This window comes from Streptomyces sp. NPDC048504 (genome assembly GCF_043200035.1).
Lineage (GTDB): Bacteria > Actinomycetota > Actinomycetes > Streptomycetales > Streptomycetaceae > Streptomyces.
In genome coordinates this window covers 763,518-779,890 of the sequence record NZ_JBICXA010000001.1, presented here as the reverse complement: position 1 = coordinate 779,890, position 16,373 = coordinate 763,518, and the positions used below count along the sequence as shown (strand labels likewise).

General features: G+C 64.6%; 10 protein-coding genes. 1 reads left to right on the top strand and 9 read right to left on the bottom strand.

Annotated elements, in window-relative coordinates; translation table 11 throughout:
• Window positions 1-14 precede the first annotated feature (14 nt).
• The 4 genes from ACGFY9_RS03640 to ACGFY9_RS03625 form a co-directional block, all read right to left on the bottom strand.
• Complete coding sequence (locus ACGFY9_RS03640) at window positions 15-3,344, bottom strand: hypothetical protein (RefSeq protein WP_393751532.1); 3,330 nt, start codon at window positions 3,342-3,344, stop codon at window positions 15-17.
• A complete protein-coding gene (locus ACGFY9_RS03635) occupies window positions 3,341-4,585 on the bottom strand; it encodes a hypothetical protein (RefSeq protein WP_393751530.1) in 1,245 nt (414 codons plus the stop codon). The genes ACGFY9_RS03640 and ACGFY9_RS03635 overlap by 4 nt, the downstream gene beginning before the upstream one ends.
• Before the next feature lie 60 nt (window positions 4,586-4,645).
• A complete protein-coding gene (locus ACGFY9_RS03630) occupies window positions 4,646-5,905 on the bottom strand; it encodes a helix-turn-helix domain-containing protein (RefSeq protein WP_393751528.1) in 1,260 nt (419 codons plus the stop codon).
• Between the two features lie 241 nt (window positions 5,906-6,146).
• Window positions 6,147-7,907, bottom strand: a complete 1,761-nt coding sequence (locus ACGFY9_RS03625) for a DUF262 domain-containing protein (RefSeq protein ID WP_393751526.1) — start codon at window positions 7,905-7,907, stop codon at window positions 6,147-6,149.
• 215 nt (window positions 7,908-8,122) lie between these two features.
• Here ACGFY9_RS03625 and ACGFY9_RS03620 point away from each other — a divergent pair, with 215 nt between their 5' ends.
• Window positions 8,123-9,058 carry a hypothetical protein gene (locus ACGFY9_RS03620; protein ID WP_393751525.1) on the top strand — a complete coding sequence of 312 codons (936 nt, stop codon included), beginning with the start codon at window positions 8,123-8,125 and terminating at the stop codon, window positions 9,056-9,058.
• Window positions 9,059-9,214: 156 nt separating this feature from the next.
• Here ACGFY9_RS03620 and ACGFY9_RS03615 read toward each other — a convergent pair whose 3' ends face one another.
• The 5 genes from ACGFY9_RS03615 to ACGFY9_RS03595 form a co-directional block, all read right to left on the bottom strand.
• The gene (locus tag ACGFY9_RS03615; RefSeq protein ID WP_393751523.1) at window positions 9,215-10,987 is read right to left on the bottom strand and encodes an ABC-three component system protein; all 1,773 of its coding nucleotides are present in this window, start codon (window positions 10,985-10,987) and stop codon (window positions 9,215-9,217) included.
• Complete coding sequence (locus ACGFY9_RS03610) at window positions 10,965-11,231, bottom strand: ABC-three component system middle component 6 (RefSeq protein WP_393751521.1); 267 nt, start codon at window positions 11,229-11,231, stop codon at window positions 10,965-10,967. Before ACGFY9_RS03610 ends, ACGFY9_RS03615 begins: the two co-directional genes overlap by 23 nt.
• Window positions 11,228-12,175 carry an ABC-three component system protein gene (locus ACGFY9_RS03605; RefSeq protein WP_393751519.1) on the bottom strand — a complete coding sequence of 316 codons (948 nt, stop codon included), beginning with the start codon at window positions 12,173-12,175 and terminating at the stop codon, window positions 11,228-11,230. The genes ACGFY9_RS03610 and ACGFY9_RS03605 overlap by 4 nt, the downstream gene beginning before the upstream one ends.
• 95 nt (window positions 12,176-12,270) lie before the next feature.
• Window positions 12,271-13,029 carry a M48 family metallopeptidase gene (locus ACGFY9_RS03600; RefSeq protein ID WP_393751517.1) on the bottom strand — a complete coding sequence of 253 codons (759 nt, stop codon included), beginning with the start codon at window positions 13,027-13,029 and terminating at the stop codon, window positions 12,271-12,273.
• 1 nt (window position 13,030) lies between these two features.
• On the bottom strand, window positions 13,031-16,357 hold the full coding sequence (locus tag ACGFY9_RS03595; RefSeq protein WP_393751515.1) for a type I restriction endonuclease subunit R: 3,327 nt from the start codon (window positions 16,355-16,357) through the stop codon (window positions 13,031-13,033).
• Window positions 16,358-16,373 lie beyond the last annotated feature (16 nt).

Genomic DNA, 16,373 nt, shown 5'->3' with positions numbered 1-16,373 from the left:
GCGTCCTCTTCTCTTCAGGCGCCCGGGAAGCCGGGCTCGTGGGGTTCGATGCCGGCGTAGGACAGGAACGCGTTGAGCGCCTCTCCGTACAGTTCGTTCATCCGTTGACGCACCTGGGGCGTCCACTGGGAGTGGATGCGGCGCAGGACTGTTTCCAGGTCGGCGTTCCAGGTGTCCTCGTGGAAGGCGTAGTCGACCATGTGAAGAACCGCTTCGGTGCCTCCGCGGCGAGCCCGGCCGGCCAGCTGGATGAGATCGACGATCATGCCCGCGACGACCTCCTCCTGGAGGGACTTGTGCATGGCCGTGAACTGTGGGGCCGTCCGTAGGAGAAGGGACAGGCGTTCCCAGGCGGCGTCACGACCGACGGCAAGCGCCTGTGACGGGTTCGAGCTACCGCCGGTCGGCAGGGCCCGCAGACCGGCGGCGTTGATGCTGGCGTACATCTCGGCGGGCTCGCTGAGGAGTGCCAGGGGGCGTACGCAGAGGTAGACGGAGCGGACCGCGGAGCGGATGCCGACGACGATGTTGAGCCCCCTGGCAATCAGTGACAGGGGCACGACCAGGATCTTGCCGTGCTTGGGGAAGTCCTCGAACTCCTCGGCGGTGAGGCGTACTGCGACGTTCTCCTTGGGCAGGTCGGGGTCGGCGCGGTGGCGGTCCTCCGCCCGCACCGCGACGCACAATCCGCCGCTGTAGTGGCCGGCTTGCGCGATGCCGCGCGCCAGCCAGGCGCACTGCTGGTAGGAGTTGGCCACTACGAGCACATGGGCGCGGTCGGGGTCCTGGGCCGCCGTTCGTTCGAGTTCGCGGTGGATCTTCTGGTCGTACAGGTTGCTGCCCAGTTCGATCAGGGCGTCCTTCTTGCGGCTGGGGTGGGTGCCTGACACTTTGATGGGCTCCCCGAACAGGGGGTGGCCCTCTCCGTACTCGATACGGTGCTTCCTGGCCCGAATGGACTTGGCCTGCGCATCGGTCATCCACCACCGGACGGGGGCGTGGACGTGTTCGCGCACGGCCTGGGGGAAGTAGGCGGTGGCCGACAAGCCCATCACCGGACGTTCCACAGCGGCCAGGAGGAGCGAGACGACACCGCCGAGTTCGGCGGCGTAGGTGTGCGGGTCACCGGTGATGGTCTGGGCGACGAGGCTGGCGTTCTTCTCCTTGTCGTCGAGCCCGGTGATGCGGTAGCCGGTGATGGAACGGCCGAGCATGCCCAGCGGAATCACCGAGGAGACTGCCGTGGCCCGCAGGAGTTCCACGATCTTCTGCGCCGACCGCAGGCCGGAGGAGCGGTAGTCCTGGGCCTTGTCCTGCAGTTCGGAGAGAGCTTCATCCAGCTCGATCATGGCCGTGCGTGTCACCAGGAGGTTGATGGCCTTGGCGCGCCGTTGAACGTCCTTGATGGAATCCTCGAGAAGCGTGTGCAGCTCCAGCTTCACCATGTCGAGCAGGTGCTCGCCTCGTGGCGCCACGAGGGCGCCGAGGGCCCGGCGCACGTCGTCCCAGTCGGGTTCGAGCAGACTCGGTTGGGAGGCGAGCGGATCGAGGCCCCGATATCGGGCCGGCATGAGGGCGTTGAGCCGCTGGAAGAAGTCCGGCGGAATGTCCGCCTCTTCCGCGATCTCCGTCTCGGGCCAGAGCAGGCGGATCAGTGCACGGTCCCGCCCACGGGCCAGGTGCCAGCGGGTACTGGTCTGGTCCGGAATGCGGGCCTGGGCTCGCTCGTCCTCCGTGGCGTGCAGGCTGAGGGCGTTCTTGCAGATGCTCAGGAGGAGGAATTCCGCCATCAGCCGCACGTGGCTGACTGCGGGCAGCAGGTTGTGCTCGTCGTCGATGTGCAGCCGCTTCGCGTCGGTGTCCATCTCCTGCGGCGCTGCGGACCAGTGCCGCCGCGAGTGCAGGACCACCTCGCCGGCGCAGTTGTCGATGGCCCGGGACTGGAACTGGTCCACTTCGTCGACGAGCACGGCGTGGCAGGTCCGGAGCGCGAATTCGGCCGCCGTCATGCTCCGGACGGCCCGGCCGTCCAGGTTCACGCCGATGCGCAGGTTGCCCTGCATGAAGGCGTAGTGGTTCATGATGACGACGTTCGCGGCGCAGGCGTCGTAGACGGGGGCGAACTTCCCGCACGTCGGGATCCAGGGGCAGGCCGCGGAGCCCACCCCCTGACGGCGCAGGTTCAGGCACGGCTCGCGCCCGGGTGGGTAGTCGCCGGTGGCCTCCAGGAAGGTCTTCTGGGCGCATCCGTAGGCCAGTTGGTCAAGATCTCGCTCGCCTCGCTCACCCCATTCACCGGGGAGGTCGGGGTCTTCGTTGATGAGGGAGGCGTGCTTGAGGGCGCGGTCGTGCATCCCGGACGAGGACATCAGGTGGGCGCAGCCTGCCTCGTGTTCGATGACCCCCGTTTTGTGCAGGTGGTCGAGGTCCCCGCGCACGTTCCAGGTCGCTGCCAGGCACGCCTTGATGTCGGGCAGCACGATGGCGACGCGTAGCTGGTTCGCTGCGAACCATGCGGCCATGACCCGGACCAGGACACTCTTGCCGGTGCCGGTCGGGGCGTTGAAGATCTCTGTCCGACCGGCGGTCAGTGTCAGCGCCTCGCGGGGGGACAGGCTGTCGGTGGTCTGCAGCACCTCGAAGAGCTGTTGCAGGGTCTGGTGCAGGTAGCGCTTCTCCGGCGTGTAGCGCAGGTCGATATGCCGGGCCAGGCCAAGGAGTTCGGGCGTGGGGATACGGACGTCGGGCAGGTAGGGGACAGAGGAGACGTGCGGGAGCCGGTCGTGGCCGAGCGGGGCGGTGAACTGGGGGTAGGTGGGGATGGTGAGCCGCCCCTGGATCTGTCCCTCCCCGTTCACAAACATCTCCTGCGTGGCCCATGTCCCCGGGCCGGCGAAGTCCGGTGGCTTGGAGCGGTTACTGGGCCGGCGGAAGCGGGCCGTGAGGCGGTCGACGTATCCCGGCAGGTCGCCGCCCACCCGTGGGAAGGCGGCGCTGGCGGTGAACGGGTTGTCGCCGACGAGCTCAAAGGGAAGCATCGTCCCTGGGCCGTCGGGGTCGTCTCCGTGCAGGGGCGCAAGCATGGACCGGGCTGTGATCGAGAAGGCCCGGAGACCTGAGATCTCGGCGGGGGCGATGGCGTACACCGCCGTAATCCGCCGCTTCTCCTCATGGGTGAGGCTGTCCCAACGTTCCCACGCCTGGTACTTGCCGGAGACCAGGAACGCCGCCTGCCCAAAGGGGGCAGCGCCGCGTTCGTCCCCATCCACCGTTTCGGGAAAGTAGTGGGCGGCCAGTGCCAGCGCCGCCAGTACCGCGGTCTCCTTGACCGACGCCTCGCTCATGTCCAGCTCACCCCTGCCTCCTTGCACGCCAGTTCACCGAACTCGGAGGCGGTGACCGCCCTCATCCCGTACCTCTCGCACACCCCAGAGAGCAGCGGGACCTGGCGGGCCCGATAGTCCGGCACGACCAGCCACTCGGCTCCGCCCTTGTCGCCCTCTTGTGCGTGGATGAGCTTCGCGAGCGTCGTGACCGACGTGTAGTCCTTGACATCGACCTTGAACGACAGCTTTTTGCGTCGCTTCGGCCCGACCTCCACCAGGAGGTCGTAGGCGTCCAGCCCCGGCCACAGGTCCACCTTCAGCCCACGCTCCTTCAACCGGTCGTACAGCGCCAGCTCCGGAAGCCCCGGCACGGTGGTGTACCGCCAGATTCCGCGGGCGAGCGCCTTGTGGCCCTCAGCGGGCAGCGCCTCGGGCAGGGTCTTGGTGTCCGGATACAGCACCGCTTCCCTACCGCTCGGGCGCGCCGGAGACGGTTCTGGCAGCAATTCCGGCGCTTCCTCGTCCGACGTTGGACGGAACAGATACGCGGCGCCCATGTCCGCGTGGGGGGCATGCCAACAGCGAGCCGACCCCACGATGTTGCCGGCGTTCTTGCGGAGCGTGAGGCGCATCGGCCAACGGCAGACCGGGCAGGGAAACCACCAGCCGTGGTGGACGGACCCGTAGGGGATCTCCTCGTAGAAGTCGACGACTCCCATCGGCAATTTCAGCTTGCGCAGTTGGTCGACCGGACCGGCCGGATTCCGGATGAGGTCGGACCGGCCTGCCTCGTAGGCGTTCTGCGTACCCTGCTTTCGTAGAAGCGCGTACGCCGTCTCCTGCTCGATCTCCGACTGGAGCTCCCGGTCGCTGATCGCACCGGCGTCCTTGTCGAGCTTCCGCAGGGTATGCAGCAGAATCCGCTGCTCCAGATCGAGGTCGAAGGCATCCTCGGTCACCTGCCCATCCCGGTCGACGACCAGCAACCCGCCCAGGTCCAAAGCATTTACGCCGTCCGGCAGCAGCCCGGCCAGGTCCCCTCTGAGTGCCTTCCGGAACGCAGCGAATGGCAGCGGGCTGCTTGGGCCGCGAGCCGCCAGCATCGTGCCGTGGCACTCCATCAGGGTCGCCAGACGCTGCTCCGGTTTCAAACCGGGCGACGTCATGGCCTTCGCCGCCCGCAGGGCAGCCCGGGTGACCAGGTAGCGGACCCTGACTTCGTCAAGTGTCTGAGCATCGTCGTGCGCGGGGCTCGTCACAAATCCGCAGCCTAGACCGCACCACTGACAATCACCCCGAGATGGAGGGAATGCCAGCTTCTAGAGTGAGTTGACCGGAAAAGGGCCGAGCCCTGTGGTAGGGACCTGCGGATAGAGCTCCCGATAGACATCGAGATACTCCGTGACATGCCGCTTACCGAGCCTGGTCAATCGCCATCGGTACTCGGCAACGTGCGTGCCCCCGGCCGCCATCACCGGAACGGATTCGACGAAGCCCCGGCTCGGCTGACCGCCTGCTTTCCCCTTGTAGCCCACGCCGATGAAGAAGAGGGACCGGCCCGCCAACCGGTCATCCTCCAACCCGGTCGGCTCCGCCGCCGCAACCCGTGCCAATACGCCCCATAGCCACTCCGACAGCAGATGCACCGCGTGGTCGGGTTCACGAGGCTCGCCCAGCCCGGCGCGGGCAGCCGCCCGACCCCGGCGGGTAATCTCCACCAGCACCCGGTCCACATAACCAACGCCGGGATGCTCGACGGCGTCCTCCGTGATGATCAGCAGCCCCCGCCGCTCAAGTGCATGCACGGTCTGACCAGCGCCAGGATCGTGCACTCCGCCAAGCCGAAGGCGTTCCTGCAGGCGGGTATAGCCCACCAGCGACGGTGCGGCCTTGAGGGTCAACGGCAACTTGCGCCACTCGGCCGCTCGGGGCACTGGCAGACGCTGCACCCGACGCATCCACATCTCGGTCTCCGTCATGCGGTCATCCCGCATGATTTCGCCCAGGTAGATGCGCTGCCGTTCGTTCAACAACTCCCAGGTCTTCAGTGCGGCTTGCGAGGGGTCCTGTTGCCGCTTGCCCAGGATCTGCGGCGCCGGCTCACCTGCACGCGTGCGCATCCAGGCGTCCAGGACCATACGCACGGGCACGCCGTAGACCTTCGCGAGAGGAGCGAGCAACCTGCCGGTCGTCTGGGCGTCCTTCCACCTCCGGCCACGCACCTCGCGACCGCTCTCCAGAGCCGCCACCTTGGCTGCGGACACGCACAGCTCACGTCCGGCGGATGATGCTCGCAGCAGCTCGGCGACTCGGTCGAGGGGCAGTCCAGCGGCATATCGAAGATCGATCAGCGTTTCCGCACCGCGCTGAGCTCCGGTGAGCGCTCCAGAGTCGCACCCCAGCGCTTTGGCCAGCTGGTCCAACCGGGCCGGAGTAGGCGAGTGCCTGCCCTCCTCGTAGAAGAAGATCATTCTCTCCGACACCCCCGCGCGAGCCGCCAGCTCCGCTCGTGTCAGCCCCAGCTCTTCGCGCCGGGCCGCCAGGCGGCTCGGCTCGATTCTGCGAAGGGGCGCGGGCATAACTCCATAAGAACCAGGCTGAAGACTTCATTGCAACCGTGCCTCTGCTGTCGGCCCTACCGCCGGCACGGATCAACACTGACACCGGCAAGCCGTCCCCTGAACGGTGCGCGCCGCCTGACCGCTCCGTCATCCTTGGGTCTGCACGGTCTCCGGAGGTAAACGGTGCAGCTTCACCTCAGGAACCGCACTCTGACGGCATCTCTGCGACACCAGCCTCGCTCCACCCCTGATCGAATGATCATTCTCCGAGCGCATCAGTCGACGCGACACTTTCGCCGAGCACCGAGAGGAGCCGCTCCCTCATCCGGAGTCTGCGCCCCTCGTAGAAGTCGAGGAACCCGACGGGCTCGCTGGGGAGGAGATCGAGGTCGTTGCGAGTGACGTACTCCTCTCGGGTCTGCACGGTCGGGAAATGCGGCCCGCCAAGCCACTCCCATGGCCAGGCATCGCTCTTCTCGACATTCGGCGTGCCGGCGAGTAGCTGGAGGTTAGGCAGGCCGTTGGCCCTGACGAGGTATTCCTCGATCTTCTCGGCGGGTATCCCTATCCGGGTCAAGGCACTCCGCCTGAACCGGGAACGCGGGAAGATGTGGTCCTCGTGGACGTCCTGACTGAGATTCAGGCCCGGGTACAGCAACGCCAGCACGGCGAAGGTACGAGCCTTGGAGTACTGCAGGTCGAGGAGTTCCTCGACCTCCTCGGGCCCGAACTGCAAGGACTTGCCGCGCGCGGCCATCGCTGACTCGATGTCAGCTGCAGGGAAGCCGTCACTGGGCGGAGATTGGCGGATGACGGTGCAGATGCGGTTGAGCAGTGTGTCCAGTCCGGAGCCCCACACCCCGCGTTTGAGGAGGCTGCGGAAGACCCACGATCGGACGGCTTCACGGTCCTTGGAGTGTGCACTTGAGACGATGTAGGCGTCGTCGTGGCCGTGTGAGTGCAGGTAGTAGGCAAGTGGGATAACGACGCTGTCCGCGGTCAGCGTACGCTCGGAGAGCCCGAAAGCGACCAGGAGCCTGGCGGAACGCAAGAGGCTGGCGCGCATTTGAGGCCATGCCTTCTCCAGTCGCTCCATGTTGGCTTGGGTGAAGTTCGATATCTTGAAGCGGAAGTCGGGTGCTTCGGTCAATACCAGGCCCGCTTTGAGTACCAGGTCCTTACTGAAGGCGAACGGGCGCCCCTGCTCCTGGTTGAGTTCGGTGACCAGTGAGCGAATTTCTTCTCGGGCGTCCAGTTCGCGCCACTGGTTGGTGGCCATGGACAGCAACAGGTCTGAGTTCGAGAGTTTGGTGCCGCCGCTGTTGACCCTGACGAAAATGTCCAGCACTCGATCGGCGTCCGTCGATTCCTCGAGATACGCGTTGATGGCCGTCTTCGTCCGGACCCCCTCGTACAGGTTGTACAAGGTGTTGAAAGGTTGGGAGCCGGACAGTCCGTGCTGTTCGAGCGCCGCCATCATTGCTGGCCCGCTGTTCTCCAGTTGGAGGATATCGGCAACCCTGAACCAGGGACGTTGGCCGTCCAGCTCTGACTCCGCCTCCTGATCGGTCAGGAACTGTAGGTCGTAGGTGAGGCCAAGTTCCTCGTCTCCGGTTCTGCTGAGCAGGTTCAGATACAAGCGCTTGCGCGGATAGGCATCAGGGTTGGCGGCCCACTTACGCGGCAGGCGTTCCGCGTAGCTACCGTAGAGGCCGATATTGAGCGAGGTGAACCGCTGCTGGCCGTCGAGCACGGCTGTCACGTTCCGGCCTGCCGAGATCTGGGCAACCCGCGCATAGGGGTTCTTCTCGTGATAGTCAGCGAGAAAGTCGTAGAAGGTGAACTGTGCCGCCTGCTCGGGGACGACGTTCCAGAGCAGGAACGACCCAACCGGATAGCCGCGCATCAGACTGTCGAACAGCACGCATATCTGGTCAGAGCCCCAGACGAATTCGCGCTGGATCGCCGGTAGCACCCATGACCGGTTATGAATGTTCTTGAGCGCCTCGGCCACGGTCATAGGCGGCAGAAAACCCACAGTTCCCACCAATCATCGAAAATGAGGATGCGTCAGAAACGGCGTGTCAAGCGTACCGGCTGCGGCGTGCGCACGGAGAGCTGACGTCCCCTCACCGATGTCCTCGTCCGGAGCGCAGGCGCCTCATCCTCCCGGCCGGAATAGTGCGGTACCGCTATCGATTGACCTCCTGTAGTGATCGCAGGAGGGGGACGCTGGTGACCGACCTGAAGCTGTTCCGGCTGGATGCCGGTGGCCGGGACGTCGAGCTGCGGGGTTCGACGGTGGCGCTGGAGGTGGAGCTTCAGCGCCGGATCGAGGCGGGGATGGAAGCGATGCTCGGCATCCGCTTCCTGGCGTCGGAGTACCCGACCGGCCCTTGGCACCGGGGCCGGATCGACACGCTCGGGCTCGACGAGAACAACACGCCCGTCGTGATCGAATTCAAGAAGGGGGCAGACGCCGGGGTGCTGTCCCAGTCGGTCTCATACCTGGCCTGGCTGGACTCGGCACACCACGAGTTCGAGGCGCTGGTCAAGGAGAAGCTGGGCATCAAGGCCGCTGAGTCGATCGACTGGCAGAACCCGCGAATGGTCTGCATCGCGGCCAGCTTCTCGCACCACGACCGGGTCGCGGTTCAGCGCCTGCACGAGCGCATCGACCTGGTGCGCTACCGCATCTTCGACGGCGGGTTGCTGGGCCTGCTGTTGGTCGAGTCCGCACCGGGTTCTCCCCATCCCGCTCTGGCTCGGCATCAGCGACGGAAGAAGAAGGCGCCCGGTGCTGGCGGAGGACACGGGAAGCCGTCGATACCGGTGGCCCCGGGCGTCGTTCCGGCTTGCCTACAGGACCTGTATGCCGAATTGGACGAGTCCCTCACCGCCTGGGGTGAAGTCGAGGTGGCTCCGCTTCTGCACTACATCGCCTACCGGCGGATGGTGAACCTTGCCGAGGTGATCTTCCGCCCGAAGCACGAGGTGATCGTGGTCTACCTCAGAGTCGACCCGGACACGATCGAGCTGGAGGAGGACTTCTCCCGCGATATGCGTGGGATCGGCCACCTCGGAACGGGCGATCTAGAGGTACGCATCTCCTCGGCGGCCGACTTGGAGAAGGCCGGCCCGCTGATCCGGCGAGCGCTCGAGCCGACCTAAGGCGTAGGCCAGCGCGCGGCGGCGTTCCAGGTCGGAGGTCTCCGGTGCGCCTCGGTTCGCATCCTAGGACTCTTGGGACGTAACCACAGCGTCGAGAGACACGGAGCACCGCACGGACAGTTCAACGGGATCTGACCCCGAAGTGTCCGGGCCTTCCTATCGTTCGAACCGGAATCCGAAGAGCCCGCCCCCGTCGTAAGCATCTGTCAGCAGTGGCTCGATGATGTAGGGCGCCGGATCGAATCCGAGACTACGGGTCTGGGTGAGCTTGTCTTCGTTGATGGTGACGATGTACTGCATACCTTCTGCCTCGGTGATGTCCACCGCCGCCTCGAGCGCTCTCGTCACCTGACGGTCATCGACTCCGTCGAAGATGTGGCTGTCATGTACCAGGAAGTCAGGGGCGCGACCCTCACGATGACCGATTACGGCCATCGTGAGGTCGAAGCAGAAGATCGACATCTTGTTGATGCCCTGGCTGACGTCGCTGCTGATCTTCGGGGTGATCTTCAGACTGCTCTTCCCGGCCTCGACCGAGAGGTAGGCCGGCCGATCGTTGCCGTACAGCCTGCTAGCAAGTTCGTGAAACAGAACGGTCGCCTGGCCGATCTGCTGTTGCCTCTCCTGTAGATCAGTGTCGACCTCCCGAACGAGGTCGATGCGTGTCGCCTCAATCTCCCGGCTGCTCGCCTCCACCGTCTGGGCGACTTCCAATCGGTGCTGCAGCGCCCCGAGCTTTGCCTCTTCCTGCGCCAGGATCTTCTGCAGGGCCGTAAGACGGTCGAGCGCCCCACCTTCACTGAGGTCCTTCAGGACAGCACTCAGCTCTGTGTCGAGTCGGGCTCGCTCAGCTTTCCGGACCTCGAGATTGCGGCGGGTCGCCTCGATCTCCTCGCCGAGGTACGTACGCCGGTTTTTTACCACCGCTGTGTGGAAAGCTCGTACGTCCTCGAACCGCCGTAGAGCTTGCCCGGGCAGCATGAGGCCCAGCTCGCCGTAAACCTGCTCCAGGTACTGCACCTCGGGATCAACAGCCTCGGCCACCGCCTTTTCGAGGTGGTCGAGATTCCGCCGGTCGATCACATCTTGCGTACCAAGATCTTGGATCCGCCGACTCAGCTCGTCGGCGCGCTCCTTGAGCTCCTCATACTGGGGAACGACGCGGAATGCACTGATCTCTCTCTGGAGTTCAACGATCTTCGAGTCTCGAACGGCGATCTCACCACGAAGATCAGCGGTCTTGCCGATCACCTTGCCCCAGACGGGGTCGTCCACGGCCTTCTTCAGCTGGTCTCGGGTGGCCTTCTTCGCCGCGATGTCCTGGTACCGGGCGGCAAGGGCGGAATCGAGGCCGAGCAGGTAGGCCAGATTCGGCGTCGCCTTCGCCTCTGACTGGCGCGAGAAGCTGCGCACCGCTTCATTGAAGCCATGGTCGCCAACGCGGCGGATGAGGAAGGAGAGCAGCGCTCGACCGCTGACTCCAGGGTGCTCCCCGGTGAGACCGAAGAGCCCCTTCTCGATCAGTGCCTGCCACTCGGCCAGAGGGATCTTCTGCCCCTCGCCGGCTCCAAACAGAGACCGGTTGGATGAACCGCTCAACTCTGGTTGATCCAGGAGCGGCGGACGCAGCGTGACGTGCTTGACGTCAGTGCCAGACCGGCTGACGCTCAGCTCCTGGCCCAGACCGGGCCAGTCCAGGTCGAGTGTGAAGGTCGTCTGACGCAGCTCTTTGCGGGCCGCCAGATGCTTGTTGTCCGCTCGTGCGCCCAGCAAGAAGTGCAGCAGCTCGATCATGCTCGACTTGCCTGAGCCGTTCCGGCTGTCGGTTGATCGAGAGACTGCGGTGGCCTCGGCCACTACGAGGTTGAGGCCCGACTGAAAAGTGACCGTCTTGAACCGCTCATTGTCAGCGCTGAGTCGGCGCAGCATGGGCGGCCTTTCTGGTGAGAAGGTCGTCTCTCATGTCAACGAGATCAAGGGCGTGCAGTAGGTCCAAGGCCAGAACGAACCAGCCAAAGGAGAGGGGCGCCGGATGATCGTGTTCTCGCCGCCAATCGCGGAGACGAGCCCATGCCTGGCTGACGGTCAGGGGGCGGTCCAGCTGCATGATGATCTGGGCGCCGACAGCCAATAGCGCGCGGTCGGGGGCGATTCCCTTGGTTGGGGTGATCATGCTGCGCCTCCGTCCGCTATGTGCATCGGTCTCCAGCCCGGTGGGGGGACTTCGAAGATGTCACATTCGTCGAAGAAGTATGCGAGGACAGCCTTTGCAGCTTCATCACGGTCCCACCGCGGAGCCTCCTGGCCCAGCACGAAGCGCTGCATCTGCCAGAGGATCTCGTCCGTGTCGTCGCCATACTCGTGCCGCATCCGGCCGTAGTACGCCTGGAATCCGGCAGCTGTCTCATCCCGCTCCATCTGGTCGAGCAGCTCGCGGTAGTACTGGTCGACGAGATAGACGTAGGGCCGACCGGCCTGGAGCACCGCCCGAGCCTGCTCCGAGAGGCCGTTGAAGTCGACCTTGTATGTGGTGGGCAACGGAACGGAGGCGTCGGGAACACGCTGACGCGCCTCGGAAAGGTGCTTCAGCAGGGGCTCGATCTCGGCCAGCCCGATGCTGTAGACGACCTGCTCCACCGGGATCGTCTCCCCGAGCAGGTTCTCCATCTGCAAGCGATCGAGATACATCGCTTCGTTCCAGAGCTTCTGGGGTCCCATCTGCTGGAAGGCGATGGGAGGGAACCTCTGACCAGCCTCCATGAGCAGCCCCGATATGACGGGGTGGATGCCTCCACGCTGGTCGTTGTGGACGAAGACGAAGGTGTCGAACTGCTCCGGGCGCTGGATGATGGCGCTCTCCACGTCGCCGTGGAACTTGCTCTTGACCGAGAACACGTCAAAGCTCTCTGGCGCGTAGCAGGCGTACAGGGTCCGGCTTGAGGTTCGCAGGCCGTCACCGCCAAGGTCACCGATGTTGCCGGCGGTCCGAATCGGAACATAGTCGCCGTGACGTAGCTCCATCAGGAGATGGAAGAACTTCTCGAACTCGTTGCCCGAGCTGCCCGCGACCATCATCCGGAACTTGCTGTGCGCGTACTGCCTCTGGTGCGGGAGCACCGGCGCCTCCCCTGTGCTGTTCTCTCTCCACGCACAGTAACGGCTTACCGACTCACTGAGTAGCCCGTTTCCCAGACAACTCATGGCTGAGCAGCCTACTTTGAGGAACCCACAGGTTCCGGGAGCCACAGGAGCGCGCCAAACTGATCTAGCTGGTCTCTCCTCTCGCGATAGTCCGGAAGGGCCCGGCCTACGAGGCTCCAGAACTCTGGGGAGTGGTCACGCTTGTGCAGGTGGGCTAGCTCGTGCACCAAGACGTAGTCGATCAACTTCGCGGGAAGTTGCATCGCGGCCCAGTGGATGTTGACCCCGCCTTCTCGATTGCAGGAGCCCCACCGGTAGCCGAGTCGGCGTACTGAGATGTTCTGGAATGGCGCGCGCATCCGTTGAGCCCATGGCTCAGCGCGGGCCGGCAACCAGACGTTCCCCCGATGGCGGTACCAAGTGATGAGGTCGTCCTGGGCGTGATCCAGACAGTCTCGCCGCAGGAGGAGCCGTCCACGCACCAATCCAACGGGCACAGGAGTCTCATCCACGATCTTCAGCCGGTAACTACGGCCAAGGTAGTGGAAGCCCTCTCCCGTGACGAACTCCTTGTCCGGCCGAAGCGCTGCTTCCTCTGTGCGTTCGTCGAGCTTGTCGTAGATCCATCGTCGCCGACTTCGCACGACCGCGATCAGCCGAGCAGTGTCCAGTCCAGCCGGGACAGTCACGGTGATTCGTGCGTCGCGCTCCACCGTCAACTTCACGCCACCGCGGTCCGGTACGACAACGACATTGATCTCCAAGCGGCCGACCTGCAACGGGCCCGAACGGACCGGGCCCAGCTGCTCCGTCACCGCGACCGCAGCCACTTCAACTACTCCTCTGGAGGGAGTGGCGGTGGTGGCCGAGGATGTCGAGCAAGCTGTCGGCGAGGTGGTCGACCTGTGAGGGGTCCGTTACTCCGAGATCGATCAAGAGACGGAAGACGGCCGCACGCAGGTCTCCCTGGGCCACGGGGTTGGACCAAAAGTTCTTCTTGCGCACGTGCTTCACCGCCTCATCTTCGATCTTCTCCGCCACAAGGACGAGACGGTCGTGAACCTCCTGGGCCAGGACGCCGTCAGTGATCGTCTCGGACACCATCTCGCCGTAAAGGGCCCGCTCCAGAGGAGACAGCGCCGCCAGCCTCTGGTCCCCGTGGTCGCCGCTTCCTTCATGGACAGCGATGACCTTGCCGGTCAAGTCCTTGAAGAGCAGCACCTGCTGGTCCCACTGATCGACGTAATCCCGCAGGATCTCTTCCAACCGTTCCCGCAGCTTGGTGTACTCGGCGGGGTCCTCCCCAAGGTGCACCTCGATATGACGCCGGATGGCATGCTCCATCGTCGACGCCTGCGCCTTCGCACCAGGCAGATCGTCGACCTTGTCCTGAAAGTCCCCCGCAGTGAGCTGCCGCGGCGGTATCACCTGCTTCACGCCCAGCGCGGCAATGTGCTGGTCGATGAGTTCGCGAACCTTCTCGCCGTAGAGCGAAGCGTCGAAGTCACCGCTGTCCTGATAGCGATCTCGCGCCCAGGTGCTGATTTCTGAGTACAGCCGAACGTCGGCGAGGTAGTCCTTGGCCTCCTGCCGGGGCATCACCGTCTCAACGGTGATGAGGAACTTTCGCAGAGCGCTGTCGAACTGGCTGCGCAGTTCGTCGTCAGCCAGGAGCTGCACACACTCCTCGATCGTCTGCTTGCCGGCGGCCGGGGTAACGCCACGCTCGGTGAACAGCATCCGCAGACGGTTACGTCGTGGTTCCAACCTGGCGATCTCCGCGCCGAAGTCGGTGGGCGCGCCTTCAGCGTCCTCGGCGGCATACGCGTCCATGGCCGCCTGGAGGTGCTTGGAGATGCCCGCATAATCCACGACGAATCCGACGGCCTTACCGTCAGCGGTGCGGTTGACCCGCGCGATGGCCTGCAGCAGATCCGCTTCCTTGATCCGCCGGTCCAGGTACATCACCTGCTCGATCGGAGCATCGAAGCCGGTCAGCAACATGGTGCGAACAATCAGGAACGCGACGGGCTTCTCCCTGTGGGCCGGCGTGTCGGGGAATGTCTTGAGGAACCGTTCGATGACGTCCTCATGTCCCTTCCCATCGGTCCACTGGGCCATGTCCTCGTCCTGATTGTGGTCCCCTGAAATGACCGGCACGAAGTCGATGGCTTTGAGTAGCTCCAACTGCCGGTGCGCGGCAACAGCAATCGCCTGCTTGGCAGTGAGCCTCTCGGTAGGCTTCTCTGAGACCACCGACGACAACTTCTCCGCCTCGGCAACCAACTCGTCCCGGGCATGGAGCAGCGCGTCTCGATACCGTACGGCGACCTTCCGGGAGTGGGCGACGACCTGGCCCTTGAAGCCGTTCGGCATCACGCTGGAGACATAGTGGGCCAACATGTCCCGGGCCTTCTTCAGGATCAGGCTGTCGGCGCTTAGTACGTCGCTAGTCGTGGCGTAGCGCTGCTGGAGCTTGTCGTACTCCTCCTCGGTCAGTTCGGGGAAGTACGAGGCAAAGGCATCATCGAGATCCTCGGCGTCTGTTATAGCGGCCTTGGCGATTCGGCCCTCGTAGACGATCGGGACGATTGCCCCGTCCTCCTCGGCGTCGGCGAGCCGATACTGGTCGATGAACGTGCCGAAAATGTCCGCGGTGCGGTTCTTCGCGCGCATGATGATCGGCGTTCCGGTGAAACCGATCCGGACGGCGTTAGGAAGAGACGCCATCAGGTTCTGGTGCAGCTTGGAGCCGTGAGAGCGGTGGGCCTCGTCCACCAGGATCAACACCGACTCGCTGTCGTTGAGTTCGCCCCAGCCGACAGCTCGGTCGTGGGTGAGGGCATCCGCTGCGGCGGCCTGCTTCACCTGGGCGGCGTCCACCTGCTTCTGAAGCATCACGAAGGCCAGGCCAGCGCCCGTCTTACGCAGCGCGGCCGGCACACCGGCCGAGCGCTTCACTACATCGGGCTTCTCCCCGGTAAGTACCGCCGTCTTTGACAGCTGGGTCTGTAGCTGCGTCCGGTCTGTGACCAGCACTATCTTGAACTGGCTCAACCCAGGTGTCGACCTCATCTTGCGCACTAGGAACACCATGGTCAGTGACTTGCCCGACCCCTGGGTGTGCCAGACGATCCCGCCCCGCCGGTCGTCCTTTCCGTCCTGTCGCTTGGTCTTGCCGGTCAGCAGGCGCTGCACGGCACGGTTCACAGCCCGGTACTGCTGATAGCGGGGGGCGATCTTCACCCGCCGAGTGCCACCCTCATCAGTGGCGACGTCCATGAAGACGACGAAGTTCTTCACGACGTCGAGTAGTTGGGCAGGTCGCAGTACGCCGGCAGTGAGGACCTCCTGGGCCCAGAGGGCGTCTTTGCTCTTTCCTAGTTCGGCAGCGAGATCGCCCTTGGACAGGGGATACGGATCGCGCCACACGGTGTAGTGATCGGTGTGCGAGGTATACGTGCCGAGCATGGCCTTGTCACCCGTGGTCGCCACGGTGAGCTGGACGGTCCGGAAGAGCGGTTCACTGCCTTCGCTGTGCGTCTTGGCCCCGCGCTGGTTGGCGTAGCGGCGCAATTGATCGATCGCCGGAGAGAGGGAGCCGCCGTGCATGACTGGTTTCTTACACTCGATGACGACTAGGGGGATGCCATTGACGAACAGGACCAGGTCCGGGACGACGGACTTCTGCCCCGACGTCCCGGGGACGTCCATGCGGAACTGCGAGATGACGAGGAAGTCGTTCCGCTCCGGATGTGCCCAGTCGACATACTGCACCCGCTGGTCGCGACCGCTGTCCCAACCAGGCAGCCCATCGACGGTGAGGCCAGTTAAGAGTAGGTCGGTGGAGACGGTGTTGGCTTCTAGCAGGGTGGTTGAGGGAAGCCGCGTCAAGGCATTGACCGCTTGCACAACGCGAGTCTCGTCCAGCCACTCGTTGCCGTCACTGTCGAGGTTCAGCTCACGAAGCTTGAGTCGGAGGAGCCGCTCAAGAATCGGCTCCGCGAAGGAGCCCCGGAGAGATGCTCTAGGGTCCCTCGGTTCCACTGCGCCGGGCGTGCTTCCTCGCTCGTGTCGCCACCCCATCGCCTCGAGCTGCGCGATGAGCGGCTCCTCGACGAGTACGTACTCCAACCCCGACTCCGACACGATGCTCATCCTCTCCCCCTGCGCA